The 16,223-nt window shown below is 36.7% G+C and carries 12 protein-coding genes; 4 read left to right on the top strand and 8 right to left on the bottom strand.

Features of this window, described 5'->3' with window-relative positions:
• Positions 1 to 8 precede the first annotated feature (8 nt).
• Positions 9 to 1,439, top strand: coding sequence for an MltF family protein (locus ACRD7B_RS20235; protein WP_430826471.1), 1,431 nt, complete (start codon positions 9 to 11; stop codon positions 1,437 to 1,439).
• Here the strand turns inward: ACRD7B_RS20235 and ACRD7B_RS20230 are convergent.
• The 4 genes from ACRD7B_RS20230 to ACRD7B_RS20215 all read right to left on the bottom strand — a co-directional run bounded on the left by ACRD7B_RS20230 (position 1,387) and on the right by ACRD7B_RS20215 (position 6,091).
• Positions 1,387 to 2,061: an NUDIX hydrolase gene (locus ACRD7B_RS20230; RefSeq protein WP_430826470.1), complete on the bottom strand. Its 675-nt coding sequence runs from the start codon at positions 2,059 to 2,061 to the stop codon at positions 1,387 to 1,389. The genes ACRD7B_RS20235 and ACRD7B_RS20230 overlap by 53 nt on opposite strands.
• Before the next feature lie 369 nt (positions 2,062 to 2,430).
• Positions 2,431 to 3,696, bottom strand: coding sequence for an ABC transporter permease (locus tag ACRD7B_RS20225; RefSeq protein ID WP_430826469.1), 1,266 nt, complete (start codon positions 3,694 to 3,696; stop codon positions 2,431 to 2,433).
• Between the two features lie 89 nt (positions 3,697 to 3,785).
• Positions 3,786 to 5,063, bottom strand: a complete 1,278-nt coding sequence (locus ACRD7B_RS20220) for a S28 family serine protease (RefSeq protein ID WP_430826468.1) — start codon at positions 5,061 to 5,063, stop codon at positions 3,786 to 3,788.
• A 470-nt stretch (positions 5,064 to 5,533) separates the two neighbouring features.
• Complete coding sequence (locus ACRD7B_RS20215) at positions 5,534 to 6,091, bottom strand: hypothetical protein (protein WP_430826467.1); 558 nt, start codon at positions 6,089 to 6,091, stop codon at positions 5,534 to 5,536.
• A gap of 313 nt (positions 6,092 to 6,404) precedes the next feature.
• Here ACRD7B_RS20215 and ACRD7B_RS20210 point away from each other — a divergent pair, with 313 nt between their 5' ends.
• The 3 genes from ACRD7B_RS20210 to ACRD7B_RS20200 all read left to right on the top strand — a co-directional run bounded on the left by ACRD7B_RS20210 (position 6,405) and on the right by ACRD7B_RS20200 (position 8,490).
• A complete protein-coding gene (locus ACRD7B_RS20210; protein WP_430826466.1) occupies positions 6,405 to 6,860 on the top strand; it encodes a peptidylprolyl isomerase in 456 nt (151 codons plus the stop codon).
• 21 nt (positions 6,861 to 6,881) lie between these two features.
• Positions 6,882 to 7,256 carry a DUF3127 domain-containing protein gene (locus tag ACRD7B_RS20205; protein ID WP_430826465.1) on the top strand — a complete coding sequence of 125 codons (375 nt, stop codon included), beginning with the start codon at positions 6,882 to 6,884 and terminating at the stop codon, positions 7,254 to 7,256.
• A gap of 76 nt (positions 7,257 to 7,332) precedes the next feature.
• Positions 7,333 to 8,490, top strand: a complete 1,158-nt coding sequence (locus ACRD7B_RS20200) for an MFS transporter (protein WP_430826463.1) — start codon at positions 7,333 to 7,335, stop codon at positions 8,488 to 8,490.
• A 2-nt stretch (positions 8,491 to 8,492) separates the two neighbouring features.
• Here the strand turns inward: ACRD7B_RS20200 and ACRD7B_RS20195 are convergent, their stop codons facing one another.
• The 4 genes from ACRD7B_RS20195 to ACRD7B_RS20180 form a co-directional block, all read right to left on the bottom strand.
• On the bottom strand, positions 8,493 to 9,371 hold the full coding sequence (locus ACRD7B_RS20195; RefSeq protein ID WP_430826462.1) for a radical SAM protein: 879 nt from the start codon (positions 9,369 to 9,371) through the stop codon (positions 8,493 to 8,495).
• Positions 9,372 to 9,393: 22 nt separating this feature from the next.
• Positions 9,394 to 10,902: a hypothetical protein gene (locus ACRD7B_RS20190; RefSeq protein WP_430826461.1), complete on the bottom strand. Its 1,509-nt coding sequence runs from the start codon at positions 10,900 to 10,902 to the stop codon at positions 9,394 to 9,396.
• Between the two features lie 112 nt (positions 10,903 to 11,014).
• Entirely contained in the window at positions 11,015 to 11,977 is a 963-nt protein-coding gene (locus ACRD7B_RS20185; RefSeq protein WP_430826460.1) for a PorP/SprF family type IX secretion system membrane protein, read from the bottom strand.
• A gap of 11 nt (positions 11,978 to 11,988) precedes the next feature.
• Positions 11,989 to 16,223, bottom strand: a 4,235-nt coding sequence (locus ACRD7B_RS20180; protein ID WP_430826459.1) for an Ig-like domain-containing protein, incomplete at its 5' end; no start/stop codon positions are given.

The raw sequence follows: 16,223 nt of genomic DNA, 5'->3' as shown, positions 1-16,223 counted from the left end.
ATTAATTTATGCGAAGTTGGTACAGTATTATTTCACTCATTGTCTTGTTGTCTTTTGCAGCCTGCAAGCAAACTAAGGAGCCTTCAACCAACACTAAACAAGAAGAAATTGCCACCGTTGACCTTGACGATATTGTAAAGCGAGGAAAGCTAAAGGTGGTCACCGATTATAACTCAACTAACTATTTTGTATATAAAGGGCGACCTTTAGGATATCAGTTTGAACTATTACAAGCCTTGAGTAATCACCTTGGCCTAAAGTTGGAAATTCAGGTGTCGAATAATGTTGAGAATAATATCAATAACCTTCTGGAAGGTGGTATTGATATTATTGCAACTAATTTTACCGTTACACGCGATCGAAGTGATTATATCACTTTTACTGAACCTCATTGTGTGACTCGACAGGTTTTAGTTCAGCAAAAATATTCAGGTAATTCGGAGCAGAAAGAAACGGTTGTGTTTAATGAAATTATTCGCAACCAACTTGAGTTAGCTGGCAAAACAATATATGTACAAGAGAATTCATCATTTGTTGATCGCCTTCAGAGTTTAAGTAACGAAATAGGTGATAGTATTAATATTGTTGAAATACCAGATTATGAAGTTGAGCAATTAATTGATTTAGTTGCGAATGGCGAAATACCATATACCGTATGTGATGAAAATATGGCCAATATTAATCTTAATTTTTACGATAATATTGATGTTAAAACAGCTATAAGTTTTCCGCAGAAAATTGCATGGGCAGTTCGTCCCAATTCAAGTGATTTGTTGGATGTGGTTAATAATTGGTTAATTAATTTTAAGAAGACGAAGCATTATAAACGCATCTATCGAAAATACTTTATCAACCCTCGTTCGAAACATTTGGTTGAAACAGGTTTTCATTCTATCAAAGGTGGTAAGGTTTCGATGTATGATGCGATCATTAAAAGCGAAAGTGAAAAGTACGATCTTGATTGGCGCTTAATTGCGTCGTTGATTTATCAGGAATCACGATTTTTACCTGAGATTGAAAGTTGGGCTGGTGCAGTTGGTTTAATGCAGTTGATGCCTGCTACAGCAGAACATTTCGGCGTTAAAGAAATAACCTCGCCCGTTGATAATATACAGGGAGGATTGAAGTTTTTGGTGTGGTTAGATAAACGAATGGCTAAAAAAGTGGAAGATCCGGAGCAGCGATTAAAGTTCGTTTTGGCTTCTTACAATGTTGGCTTAGGCCATGTTCAGGATGCCATGCGATTAGCGGAAAAGAACGGTAAGAATCCATTGATATGGGAAGATAATGTTGACTTTTATTTACTCAATAAGTCAAAGCCTGATTTTTACAACGATCCGGTGGTTAAATATGGCTATTGTAGAGGGGAGGAGCCGTATCATTATGTCATTGACATTCTGGAGCGTTACACCCATTATAAGAATGTAATAATGGATTAAGTTCTTGGCGTTTTAATACTTCAATAAATTCGCTTAATATCATAGCTGTGGCTCCCCATATTTCAAACGAGTCGAAATGAAAAAATGGGGCATCAACCTGAACATTGTTAATCGTTCTTGAAAAGGATTTAATTCTTTTGGGATTGGTTAATTCGGTTAAAGGTACTTCAATAATGGTTTCAACTTCGCGGGGATTAGCCTTATAATGAGGTTCGTTCTGACTAATGCCAACATGAGGGTAAACTACAAAGTTTGAGTTTGGTATGTATAGGGAAGTAAGTTTACCGATGTATTGAACGTGCTTGCGGTTTATTCCTATTTCTTCTTCTGTTTCGCGAATGGCTGTATCGAAGTAAGTGTTGTCGAATTCCTCTGTTTTGCCACCCGGAAAACTAACCTGGCCACTATGTGCTCCCTTGTAAACCGGGCGTTGGATAAAGGGGATATGCCATTGATCATTTTTCTTTGAAAGAAGGATGAGTACACTGCTTTCTCTAGCCTGATTGGGGTTATGTGATTTCCTTCCCGTAAAACGCACTGAGGGCGACATGATTAATTGTGCTTCTTTACCTGGTAAGGGCTGTTTAAAGGCATCGATGAGTATGTGCTTGTTTATGTTCATTCACTTTTCTTTCAAATATAACTTTAAGATCAACGTAATTGTTTACGTATAAGTTAAGAAATAAAGCTTAAATAACCATATTTTTCTCTAATTAAATAATAGCTTAACTGAGTTTAGCGCATAAAAAAAGGTCGGGCGTTCCCGACCATTTTGTCCCATTTATTAACTTAAACCTTTTTAAGTGTTTCAAACACTTAATCAAGTTTTGTGCCAAAAAGGATAAATGGTGTAAATACTGTGTTTTTATTTGTATAAAAATTTAAGCTCAATAAAATCAGCGCATTAGAAGGAGCGGATATTTAACTTTTTTTAATGTTTTGAAAATCAACTGTTCGAATACGAACAAGGACTGTTCGATATGATACTGTACTAATTAAAACGAATTGCCTTAACTGGGAGTATGCGCGTTACCAAGAAGGAAGGGCCAACTAACATTAGGACTGTTATTAGTCCGACACCAACATTTAGTAAGACAAGATGCCAGGCTGTGATATAGATTGGTACCGTTTCTAAATAATAGTTATTCGGGTCAAGTTTTATGAAATGCGTATATTTTTGGAGTAGACAGATTAATACACCAATAAGGTTCCCCCATAATAAGCCACGCCCAACAATATATGACGCCAGATAAAGAAATACTTTTCGTAGTTTCCAGTTTTCGGCACCAAGAGCCTTAAAGATGCCAATCATATTAACACGCTCAAGTATTAAAATCAAAAGTCCTGAAACCATATTAAATCCAGCAACCACAAGAATTAAAATAAGAATAACCCAAAGGTTAGTATCCATAAGGTCGAGCCATCCAAAAATCTGAGCTTGTGTTTGTCTAATGGTTTTTGTTCGAAGTATGGTTCCATCTTCCTCGATTTTAGAACTACTGATGTAATGGATATCTTGTGCAATGTCATCCAGATTATTAAAATTATCGATGCTTACTTCATACCCTGCCACTTGGTTTTGATCCCATTTGTTTAATCGTTGGATGACGCGTATGTCGATAAAAGCAAATACTTTATCGTACTCAGGAAAGTGTGAATTATAAATACCCGATACGTAAAATTTACGCTGTCTGATATTGTTTTGCATGAAATACATGCGAACAGGATCACCAACTTTTAGCTTTAACAGGCGAGCCATTTCGGATGAAATTAAAATATCCAAGGATCGAACTGAATCAGTAAGTTGAGGGATCTCTCCTTCACTTAAGATACTTTTAAGAAAAGTCCAATCATAATCGTGATTAGTGCCTTTAAGTACAATTGCTTGTATCGCCTCATTGGTTTGGATTACTCCTGGTTTGGTTGCGTAACTTTGAATATGTGTGACACCTTCACATTGCTTAAGTTCATCAATGAGTGAACTGTCTATAGTGATTGGGTTGCTTTCGTAGGAGCTGTTGTAATCGTAACTAGTGATTTGAATATTTGATCCGAAGCCAACAATTTTCGCCTTTATCTCTCGTTGAAATCCAAAGCCAATTGCCAATGAAAGAATCATGACAACCATTCCTAGGATAATACTAAGCGTAGCTACTTTTATTACTGGCTCCGATAGTTTTTTACCACCAATAGTACCTGTTCGTATTTTTCGCGCAACAAATAATTCGAAATTCAAAGCATCTTGATTTTCAGACAAAGTTAGAAAAAGCGAGCAATATTACTATTGAAATATTGGGATTCGGAATATGGAAGAAAAAAGGCTGGAGTTTAACCCAGCCTTACTCATCATTTATTTATCCACTCATTTAATTGCGAAAGAACTTTATCTTTCTGCTCTTTAGGTAAATTATTTATTCTTGTTCGATGATTTCCTTTAATCTTTCGAACAACTATTGTGTTTGGTATTTCATCCTCAGGAAGCGCGGTTGCGCCCCAAGGGTCGTCGTCTCCAACAATCGCCATAATTTCTGGCTGATTGTTTCTTAAACTTTTCATGACATCAGCCATTGTGCTTTCATCAAACACTAAGGACTCACCACCGGGTGCAAATAAGCAGCTGCTAATCGTATCCTGTTCAAAAGATGTTATAAGACCATCAAACTCACTAGCCACATAGGCATAATAGCCTAGTTCCACGTATGCTTGATAAAAGAAAGGTTTCATACCATCCCAACTTTGATCCGCTACATATGATATATCACTTTTATTTTTTAAATGTTCAAATAAATCAGATGTACTAGCTGTATTTTGCGGAATACTTTCAAGCTGTCCATGCCATTGCCAAAATGAGAAAGGGTATTCTAATACAACTAAATCAAAAGCTTGTTCAACTCCCATTCGGAAAGTATAACCTTTATCCGTTGCATATGATTCAAACATTGGCAAAATTTCTTCTCGTTGCTCCAGTACCGCTTTTTGAAACGCATGAATTTTAGCTCTATCTTCTACTGTGCCTACTTCGTGAAAGAAATCAAATACGCGCTGATCTTCACGCGATAAGTTGATTGGCGCTACATAGGGGACACTAACGTCAACATCATTAGGAAATAGAGCACGATGATAGATGGAGGTTTGCCCTCCTTTACTTATACCAGTTGTTAACCATTTGCCCTTATAGTGTTGCTTGAAATATTGAATAATGCGATGGTGATCATTGGCTGCCTGTTCAACTGTTAAGTATTGCCAGTCAAGTGAGTCGGGGCAAGATTCTTCAAAATAACGATGTTCAACAATAATCTGATTGGCATTTAATAGTTTTGCTAATTCAGAAGTGTATTTGCGGTTTGCTGAATAACCTTCAGTTACCATTACGGTAGGTGCCGACGCATCCTTATGCGATAGCCATATGCGTTGCATAAAGTGCCCTTTTTCAGGGTTAGCGTGATCTAGTGGCTGCTGAAACATTATAAGCCAGCTTTTATTGAAATTAGAAGAGTCTGGAGTGATGATTTGTGCTTTGAGCTGTTCTGAGTTTTCAAGTAAACTTTCCAGCCCATTTGTTTTTAACTGACAAGCGTTAATTAATAATGCTATACCAAATACTAGGAATATTATTTTTTTCATCGATGTGTGTTTAATAGTCAAAAAAGCGAGTACTTCTTCTTTAACTTTATTCTAAGTTTCTGGAAATACCCAATGTTTAATACTTCAATTAACTATTTGTTGAAGTTTGATCGACAAGTGCTAAAATGCTTTTGTACTTGTCGCTTGATTAAATATTGATAAGAATAGTGATTGTAAAATTGATAAAGTCGGGAGCATATCAATTAATCCAGCATTCGTAGAGACCTTTGCCGGTTTTATTAAGTGTATTATATGGTTTCAAAAATTTCATAATGTTACCAAATTTGCATGGGCTAAGTAAGCTATTTTTATTTAAAATACGATACGTATTTTTAAAAATGCAGTAATTAAGATTGGATTTAAGTAATTGTAAGTGATGTTTTTGTCAATAAAAAAGGCCAACTCAGTTAAGAATTGACCTTCCGCATACATTGTATTTTAATGTCATGAAAACATTGAAAATGTATTAGTTATTTAGTGATGTGCAGAGCAATCAAGATTGGCTCTTGTTCATCAAGCTCGATTGTTTCTATTGAAGGAATGAAATAAGCAGGTTGTGTGTTAAAAGCACTTAGGTTAGTCATCCAAGCTTCAATTTCCAATGCTTCTTCGTTGGCTTCAGCTAAATAGAATGTTTGGTTAGGGCTTGAAAATGCATTGAAATCAACCATCCAATTTTCAATGGCTAACAATGGTTCTTCCTCTATTCCTGCAAATGTATTGTAGTTAAGCATCCAATCTTCCACAGTTAGTAACTCTTCATTTTCTTCAGTAAATAAAAAGCTTGAAAATTCATTTAGGTCAGTCATCCAGTTTGCAATTTCCATTTCCTCTTCAAGGTTTTCCAATTCTTCTTCACAAAACGAATCGTAATCTGTCATCCAATTTTCGATGCTAATTTCTTCTTCAGTAATGTCGTCGCTAACTGAAAAAGTTGGTTGAGCGAATAATGCGCTAGAGAAAACTACTAATGATAATACTAATGTGCTAATCATTTTAACTGTTGATTCTTTTCTTAATGTTTTCATGACGTTTGTTTTTAATTGTTTGTACGGTTAGAGTATATCAATGGATGTGCCAAAAACCACAATAAGCTATAAGAGAGCGTAGTATGGCAGATAAAGGAATTTGAGGTCTTAATTTATTGTGCGAATTTGAAACAAAGAGATGTACGTTTTCGCACATGTGATTTTATAGTGAGCCTTCAACTATTTTTTCGTACTTTTGTAAGAGTGCTTTAGTGTATTGAAAGCATTTGATGTACGGTTTTTAATTTGTAATTTAAGCTGTATAAATGAATGAGTTAAAGTGTTATTGAGAATAATCATAATTTAGAAATTGATGAAAACAGCAGACATTCATACCCCAAAGGGTATCATGAAAGTAGAGTTTTACGAAAACGATGCGCCTAATACGGTTGATAATTTTGTGAAATTGGCCAAAGAAGGTTATTACGATGGTTTAGCATTCCATAGAGTTATTCCTGATTTTGTAATTCAAGGCGGCTGTCCTCATTCTAGAGATATGTCAAGCTCTCGAATTGGAACCGGAGGCCCCGGATACAGTATCGACTGTGAATTAGATGGTGATAACCAGTATCATGATAAAGGTGTGCTTTCAATGGCTCATGCTGGACGTAATACAGGTGGATCACAATTTTTTATCTGTCATGGTCGCGAAAATACACAACACCTCGATCGTCAGCATACTTGTTTTGGTAAAGTAATTGAAGGTTTGGATGTTATTGATCAGATTCAAGGCGGTGATAGTATTGATAAGATTGTAGTTAACGAGTAGAACCAATAGATATAGTATAAGATGAGTTTTGAAATATCAGGTAACTTAATAGTTAAAGACGAGGTTGTTGAAATTAATGCAAGTTTCAAAAAACGTGAGTTTGTTATTGAAGTAGTGAACGAACGTAATACAGATTGGAACGATTTTGTGAAATTTCAACTAACTCAGGATAAGTGTAGTTTATTAGATCCTGTTCAATTGGGTGATGTGTTAAAAGTTACTTTTAACATTCGTGGCCGAAAGTGGGAGAAAGATGGTAAGGTTAATTATTTCTCAAACCTTGAGGCATGGCGCGTAGAGAAGGAAGAGGCAGTGTTGCCACCAGATGCTCCGGCTCCAAATTTTACGGAAGCTGAAATACCACCTGCCGGACCAGATGAAGATTTACCATTTTAAATGATATAATCTAAATCCTGAATCAAACGATTCAGGATTTTTTTTAAATGTTTTGCTTAAAAAGAGCTTTGATACTATGAAGAAAAAACAAAATGGCTTTGATTTGGCTAAGGTGTCATTATTAACTGTTGCTCATTTTTTTCACGATGTGTATACTGCTTTTTTGGCTCCATTGATACCATACTTGCAAAGTAGTATGGGAATTAACCTCACTTTTGCTGGGGTGCTTTCTGTTGTACAACGCCTACCAACTTTACTAAATCCATTTGTGGGAATGCTGGCCGAGCGGACTAAAGCCCGCTATTTTGTAATATTTACACCAGCGATCACTGCTATTTCCATGAGTTTGGTTTCTGTGGCTCCTCATAAAGTATACATGGTACTCTTGGTTTTAATCAGTGGTATCAGTAGTTCTTTCTTTCATGTGCCATCTCCTGTTATGATGCGTAAGGTCTCAGGTAAGCGCATTGGAATGGGTATGAGCTTTTATATGATGGGTGGTGAATTGGCTCGATCAGTTGGGCCAATAGCGGTAATTGGAGCTATTGAGTTATGGGGACTAAAAGGAGTTACCTATTTTATTCCAACGGGCATCTTGGCATCAACGCTTTTGTATTTTAAATTACGAAACATTGCCATTTCAGATAGTCTATCGTCAAGTACTTCGCTTGAATACATTAAGGTTTTTCGAAAGTTCTTGCCGCTAATATCTACCATTGCATTCATTTTATTTTTCAGGGCGGCTATGAAATCGGCCTTAACTTTTTACCTACCCGTTTTTCTGGAGAGTCGGGGGGAGTCAATTTGGTTTGCTGGTATCTCACTTTCAGTTCTTCAAGGTGCTGGGGTGGTGGGTACATTTCTGGCTGGAACCATATCAGATAAGATTGGGCGGCGTTCAATGATGGTGATAACTTCCGTTGCAACTCCAATTTTGTTTTTTACTTTCCTTTATACTACAGGAGTTGTTCAAATGATTGTGCTTGTTCTTTGTGGCTTGTTCTTATTTGCCACTGGCCCGGTTTTTCTAGCTATTGTTAACGAGTATAAAACCGAGCATAATAATTTTGTGAATGCTGTTTTTATGACTACAACCTTTTTGATTGGTGCCTTAATGGTTTTGTTGGTTGGTATTCTGGGTGATTTGTTAAGCCTCGAAACTACTTATCGCATAGTTGGTTTTATGGCCTTTTTGTCCATTCCATTCGCGTTTCGTATTCCTAAGAAAGCTTAGAGTTATAGCACAGTATTCTCGTTAAGAAAGGCTTCATCTGTATTTGGTAAAATGCTAAGTGCTTGTTCTAATTGCGCTAAAAATTTCTCCTTATCTTTATTTAAGGCACCTTTCAGTATTAAATAATTGGAAACATGATCGCTCCTAAAAACAGTAGATTCTAATTTTAGGTGACTTATCAGAAGATGTAATTCCTGACAAAGTTCAATTGCCGAAAGCGGAGTAAACTCTTTTTTAAGTCGTTTTTTGAAATGTTCAAATTCGAAGGGGTACGATACAACAAGTGACGAAAGTAATTCAGGTTGTACTTTATTTAGTAGTTTGGCCGTGTTAAGCGCGTGCTGCTTGCTGAGCTCTTTACCTCCTAATCCATTCAATACCATCAGAGATAATTTAAACCCAGCATTTTTGACAGTAAGAAAGGCCTCTGTTTGTTTCTTAGCGTCGGATCCTTTATTTATAAGTTCAAGCACATTGTTGTCGCCAGATTCAATGCCGCCATATAATAGTATCAAACCCTTTAGCCTAATAGCTGATAATTGATCAGTTGAGAATTTTTTTATGCCTCTTGCAGATGCATAAGCGCTTATGCGTTTTGCTTTAGGGAAATGTATTTTTATTAAATTAAGAGTGGCTATAATGCTATCAAAATCGGCCGCGAAAATATCCGCATCACCAATGAAAATCCTTCTTATTGCCGGGTTCGTTTGTGATAAATAATTGATGTCTGATTCTATCTGGGAAATTGGTTTAACGCGAAACATTTTACTCGTGTACATTTCGCAAAACCTACATTTGTTCCAATCACAACCAATGGTTAATTGAATGATAAGCGAATTGGCTTCGGCAGGTGGTCTAAAAATAGGTTGTTCGTATAACATATGAATCAAACAAAAGAAGCGCTTATTTTTCAAGCATTTCAAAAATAACTTCTAATTCGTCATCTTCATTCACTTCATCACTATTAATAGACAGATTCAAGCTATCATATAGCTTTTTGCGAAGAAGAATTTTATACTCTTTATTTTTTTTAAGATACAAGGTGAATTCACCTTTATCATCACTTTTAACATGTTTAACCATTTGTCCCCTTGAATCCTTAATGTCAATCCATGCTTCTTTTATTGAGCTGCTCGAAGCAGGGTTGATTACCTTAGCTTTCAGTAGATAGTATTCGGGATGATTTTTGATGGTTACACCGTATATGTCGTCATCACCCTTACCTCCTTTACGATTGGAGGCGAAGTAGCCAAATTTTTTGGATGGGTTTAAAACCAAGCTAAAATCATCAGCCGATGTGTTTAAGGGGTAACCCATGTTAAAAGCTACAGAGAATGTTTCTTTATCCGGTTTGGCAAAAAATAAATCGTATCCTCCTAAACCTGGTTGGCCATCGGAACTAAAATATAACATGCCATCGTCAGAGATGAATGGAAATACTTCATTTCCAATGGTATTAATATTTGGGCCAAGATTAGTCGGTTTGCTTAAGAAACCATCTTTTAATTGACAAACATATAAATCCATTCCACCATATCCACCTGGCATGTTTGATGCGAAATACAATAGCTTGGTTTCCGATTGTATAAACGCATGTGCAACATTGTATTTTCCTTTTCGGATGTTCAAGCTTTTCAAATCTTTCGACCAGTTTTTACCGTCTTTAAGTACCAGGAAGATATCCAACACATTACTGTCATCGGTATTGCGGGTTAAAAACATGCTTTGATAATTGTTACCAAATGAAACAGGCCCATCATTGTATTTCGATTGAACAGCTTTACTAAATAGCTCAGCATTACTGCTTGTTTCAAGCTGAATAATGTTTGCTTTAAAGAGGTTAAAGAACGAAGTGCCCGTTCGTGAATCTTTGTTTTTTGAGAAGCCAGTTACAGGGCGGTTAGACGAAAACACCAAATATTCACTGTGAAAAGTTGGACCAAATTCAGAGTGCTCCGAATTGAAAGCTAGATTAGAAATACGATAATGACTAGAATCCCTTTTTAGCTGTGTTAAATAGTTTTTATAATTATTGGAAGAATATTGATTGTTTGTGTCTCCTTTTTTAGTGTAATACATTTCCATGTATTTAATGGCTTCATCGTTTCTATCTAACCTGAGTAATTCGCGCGCTAATAAAAAATAATTATTGTAATCCACCTCGGGAAAATCAAGCGTAAGGTAATACCAATTAACGGCCTCCTGTATATTACCTATCTTACTATATGAAATAGCAATTTGTTGAGTTGCATAAGAAGCATGTTGTCCATCTTTAATTAAAGCCTTGTACGCCTTAATAGCTTTTGGATAATTAAACTCCTTAAAATAGTTGTTAGCTTTATTTAATTCTTTCGATTGAGAAAAAATAAGACTGGATATAATAAGTAATGAAATTGTTAAGAATGTTTTCATTTTGTGGAATTCAATCGTATCTGTGTGATAAATCCTTGAAATATATAAATAATTAGTTTTTCATGCTAATTGCTATGGATCTGGTTTGGGTTTGATGTGTACAAAGTCTTCTTTAAAAGTATCTTGGGTTTTCTACTTTTTCTTTGGTAAAGTTGAGTTCGTACGAAATCATTATTTCGTGTGTACCGCTATTGTAGTTACGAAGTGCATTGGTTGTCATGTCGAATCCATAACCTACTTTAAACTGAGGTGTGAATTGATACTGCAAAATAGCGCCAAACGAATTGTTAAGTCGATACATTGCCCCAACCCACAGTTTTTCTTTAAACAAAAAATTGGCATTTAAATCCAACGACATGGGAGAGGCTTGGGTTAATTGCGACATAAATGTTGGTTTAAACTTAATTTCATCACTTAAATTAAATACATAACCACCAGTAATGAAATAATGACGCACTTCGCTTCCTTCCTGACCAAGTATTTCATTGTCACTATTGAGTAATTTATTTTCTAATAGTTTTGGTGCAGATAGGCCAATGAAGTACTTGTCGGAGAAATAATATAACCCGAAACCAAAGTTGGGTAAATATTTACTTGTAGCACCCACATTTAATGTTGGGTCGTCACCAGGCGTTGCTGTCTGCAATTTCGACATGTCGAGCTGGAAATAATTAAATCCCCCCTTCAAGCCAAAGGATAATTTACTGTTTTCGCTAATTTTAATACGATAGGCGTAATCGAAATACAGCCCTGTTTGACTTGATGGATTAACCACGTCGTGTATTAATGTTAGGCCTAATCCAATGTTTTTACCAACAGGGGTATGTCCCGTTACTGTTTGTGTAGACGGTGCACCTTCAAATCCTACCCATTGGTGACGCGATAGAGCCATTAAGCTTACCATGTCTCTTGTGCCTGCGTATGCCGGGTTATAGGCCAAAGTATTAAACATGTATTGTGTATATAGCGGATCTTGCTGTGCGTTGGCTTTGGGTATGGCCATTACAAAAAGTAAAGCTAAAAGAACCCAAGTTGGTTTTATGAGCATGATTGTATTGTATCGTTGTATTTGCATTTTTCTAAACATTACTTTTTGATGTAAACGGTTCCTTTATAAACTTTACCACTGTCAAGTTTGAACACATAGAAATAGGTGCCTTCTGGTAATTCATCGCCACCCATTACACTATCTGTTGATTTACCATTCCATGTATTATCATAGTTTGTCATATGGAACACCTGACCGCCCCATCGGTTGAATATGAAGAGTTCGTTTTTCTTATAGTCTTCCTTATTATCTACATTAGGTATAACAAAGTAGTCGTTTATTCCATCGCCGTTAGGAGTGAAAACTTCTGGTACTTCTACCGTTTCTTCAGATTCTTGAACATTAACTCTAACACGAGCTGTACTGCAGGCATTATCCGTATCACAAATTTGGTAGGTAAATACGTCTTGTCCATCAAAACCGCTATTAGGCGTGTATAATATAAAACCACAATTGTTATCAACAATGGCTACTCCACTTGTTGGTTGATCAATGATGGTGATGGAGCAAATATCAATATTGTTTTCAACATCAGTATCGTTTTCAGCTACATTAATGCTAACCTGTGTTGTTGCGTTTGTATTTACTTCATCATCCACCGCTATTGGCGCATCATTAATAGCTATAACAGTAATGTTTACCTGTGCGATGGCACATAAGTCAGTGTCATCACAAATTTCATAGGTAAAACTATCGTTACCATTAAAATCAGCATCTGGTGTGTAGCGTATTTTATTGTCGGTGATTTCCAAGGTGCCATTTGTAGCCTCTGTGTCTATCTTTAAGCTCGATAAATTTATGTTGTTGTCATCATCCGAATCATTACTTAATACATCCATAGTGATGCTTTCATCCTCATTGGTTTCGTAGGAGTCGGCAATGGCAACTGGAGCATCATCCTGGGCGCTAATAGTAATAGTAACCTTTGCTGTTGCACAGGCATCGTCTGTATCGCATATTTGATACTCGTAACTATCATTGCCTTCAAACCCATCATTAGGTGTGTAAATGATAAAACCGGTACCGCCCTCTTCTTCTTTTGCCACCCCGTTGAGTGGTTGTTTAATGACTGTTAATGTCGTAAGATCCAAACCATTTTCAATATCCGAATCATTCTCAACTACGTTGGTTCTAATATTATCATTAATGTCACCACTGTCTGTGTCATCTTGCGCATCAGGTGCATCGTTTACAGCTTGCACGCTTATACTAACCGAAGCTGTTGCGCATAGCTCAGTTGCATCGCAAATCTGATAAACAAAACTATCATCGCCATTAAAGTTCGAATTAGGTGTATAACGAATTTCGTTATTAATAATCTCTAAAATGCCATTGGAAGCATCCGTGTCAATTTTTAAACTTGAAGCATCCAGATTACCATCGTCATCAAAATCGTTTAGTAAAACATCCATTGTGATGCTTTCGTCTTCATTCGTTTCAAAGGCATCTGCCACAGCAATTGGTTCGTCATTCACTTCTGTTATATTAATCGTAACTTGAGCTGTTCCACAAGCTCCTTCTGTATCGCATATTTGGTATGTAAATGTATCTTGACCGTTGAAGTTGGTGTTTGGTGTATATGATATAATTCCACAATCACCATTGGTGCTTGCTAAGCCATTAGTTGGCTGAACAAGAATGGAAACCGTACAAATATCCAAATTATCTTCAATATCAGTGTCATTTTGAGCTACATTGATAAGAATCTGAGTTTCTTCCGGTGTATTTACTTCGTCAGAAACTGGAACTGGCGCATCATTAACTTGTCTTATGGTAATTGTAACTGTAGCTTCACTGCTGGCACCATCAATGTCTTCAATCAGGTAGGTGAAACTATCCTCTCCATTGTAATCGTCATTTGGCGTATATGTGATATCATTGCTTCCAGCATTTATGGTTAGTTTACCATTTGTACTTGCATTGCCAATTGACAAGGAAGATGGAACGATGGCATTATCAATATCCGTATCGTTCGCCAGTACATCGATTGTGATTGGGGTATCCTCATCTGTAATTTCGGTATCATTTTCAACAAGTGGTGCATCATTCACCGAATTGATGGTAATGCTCACCGAAGCTTGATCAGAGTAGCCAGAAGCATCTTCAATACTGTAGGCGAAATTATCACTTCCGAAATAGTTTTCGTTAGGTGTGTATAATATTGTTCCATCGTTATTTACTTGGATACTTCCTTTACTAGGTAAATTCTCATTGCTAACTTCTAAGGTACTTGGATCTATATTGTTTTGCAGATCAGTATCATTGGCGATAACATTGAATAAAGTTGGTGTGTCCTCATTAATGATGTATTCATCATTAACGGCATTAGGCGCTTCGTTGGAAACAGTTATTTGAATGCTGCCAATATTACTTTTGGCGCCATCAGTGTCTTCAACTTGAAGTGTAAATTCATCCGACCCCGAATAAGCTGGATTTGGATTGTACTTGATTTCCTCATTAGCAAGATCTATCGTAGTTGTACCATGTGTAGGACCACTTAAGATTGTTAAAGTGTTATAAGCTACATTTCCATCTTCATCACTAATTATATCAGCAAAAGGAATTAATAACTCAACATTTTCCTGAGTTGATAGAGTCGAATTCTTAATGATGGGATCATCGTTAATATTGATAACATTAATGTTAAAATCCTGTACTATTGGAGGTGTCTGATTTACAATACTAATGTATACTCTATTGGTTTGATCCACGTCACTTTGCTTTGGTGTACCTGAGAGTAGAGCTGTTCCATCGCCATTATCTGCAAAAGTTAGCCATGCTGGTAGAAGTAATGCTTCAATATTATGTATATCTCCATCATAATCTGTTGTTGTAATGTTATAAGTATATAGTTGATCTTCATTAATACTTTCAATCGGGGGTGATGTAAACCTTGGATGCGTATCATTCTCGAATATTGTTAGATTAGAGCTGATTTCCGTACCCAATTTAAACAATGCATTGTTGGTTGAAATTAAAGTAATGATTACTGATTCATCTCCTTCAATCAATTTGTCGTCAAGAACATTGATAGGAATAACTGTGCGATTTTGATTCGCTTGAAGAATAACAGAATTTCCTGGAGAATTATAATCAATACCCGATTGTGCCGAACCTGAGATGTTAAAATAAATGGTCACATCTTCAAAATAGATTTGAGTGCTTTCAATTGAAAATTCACCATTCGTTGAAGGTTCAGCTGCCATTGTAGTTGCTGATATATTTAAAAAAGCTTCATCATCGTCAGTCACATTAATGGTCACGCTTTTATCCGCAATACCCGTAAAGTCACCATCACTTGAAATATCCACCGTTGACGTGATCGTTACAGTTTCTGAAACTAGATTTGCTTCCTGTTCAGCCGTCACGGTTACTGTTTGTGCCACATTCCAATCGCCATTGCCAAAGGTCAGTTGCGCATCGGACAATGAAGCCGATGTGGCTAAATCGGAACTGAGATTGATCAGCACGTTAGATGTTGGTTGACTGGTTAGCACCACATCAAAGGTGGCTGTATTTCCTTCGGTGATATCTAATGTGGTAGGTGAGATGGTGTATTCTGCTTTACCATCGTCTGTCACATTAATCGTCACAGTTTTATCTGCAATACCGGTAAAAGCGGCATTACTTGTTGCATCTATCGCTAATGTAATCGTTACTAATTCAGATACCAGGTTGGCATCTTGTTCAGCTGTTATCGTAACAGTTTGCGCGATATTCCAATCTCCATTCCCAAATGTCAGTTGCGCATCCGAAAGTGAAGCTGAAGTAGCGATATCTGAACTCAGGTTGACAAGAACGTTTGTCGCAGGTTGACTTGTTAAAACCACATCAAAAGTAGCTGTGTTTCCTTCGGTGATGTCAAGCGTTGTTGGCGTGATGTTATATTCCGCTGCATCATCATCAGTAATAGTAACGGTAGCATTATCAGGACTTCCAACAATTAAATCAGGGTTGTCGGTACCAGTAAGTGTTAGTATAACAGTTTCATCGCCTTCAACCAATACATCACTAATAATAGCCACAGGTATGGTTACTTCTGTTTGTCCGGCAAGTAGCGTAGCCGATCCTGTTAAAGCTGTGTAATCCGCATCAGGAGTTGCTGTACCGGTAACTGTGTAAGAAATTTCAGTATCTGTGCCGAATGAATTAGTAGCTGTGATTGTGAATAAACCATCGGTACCACTTTCCAAAGCTTGAGTTGTGGCTACTATGTTGACCGACTCACTGTCATCGTCGGTAATAATAACGGTAGCTGCACTTGGTGTGCCAA

The organism is Carboxylicivirga fragile (assembly GCF_050589805.1).
Lineage (GTDB): Bacteria > Bacteroidota > Bacteroidia > Bacteroidales > Marinilabiliaceae > Carboxylicivirga > Carboxylicivirga fragile.
This window is presented reverse-complemented; position numbering and strand designations above follow the sequence as displayed.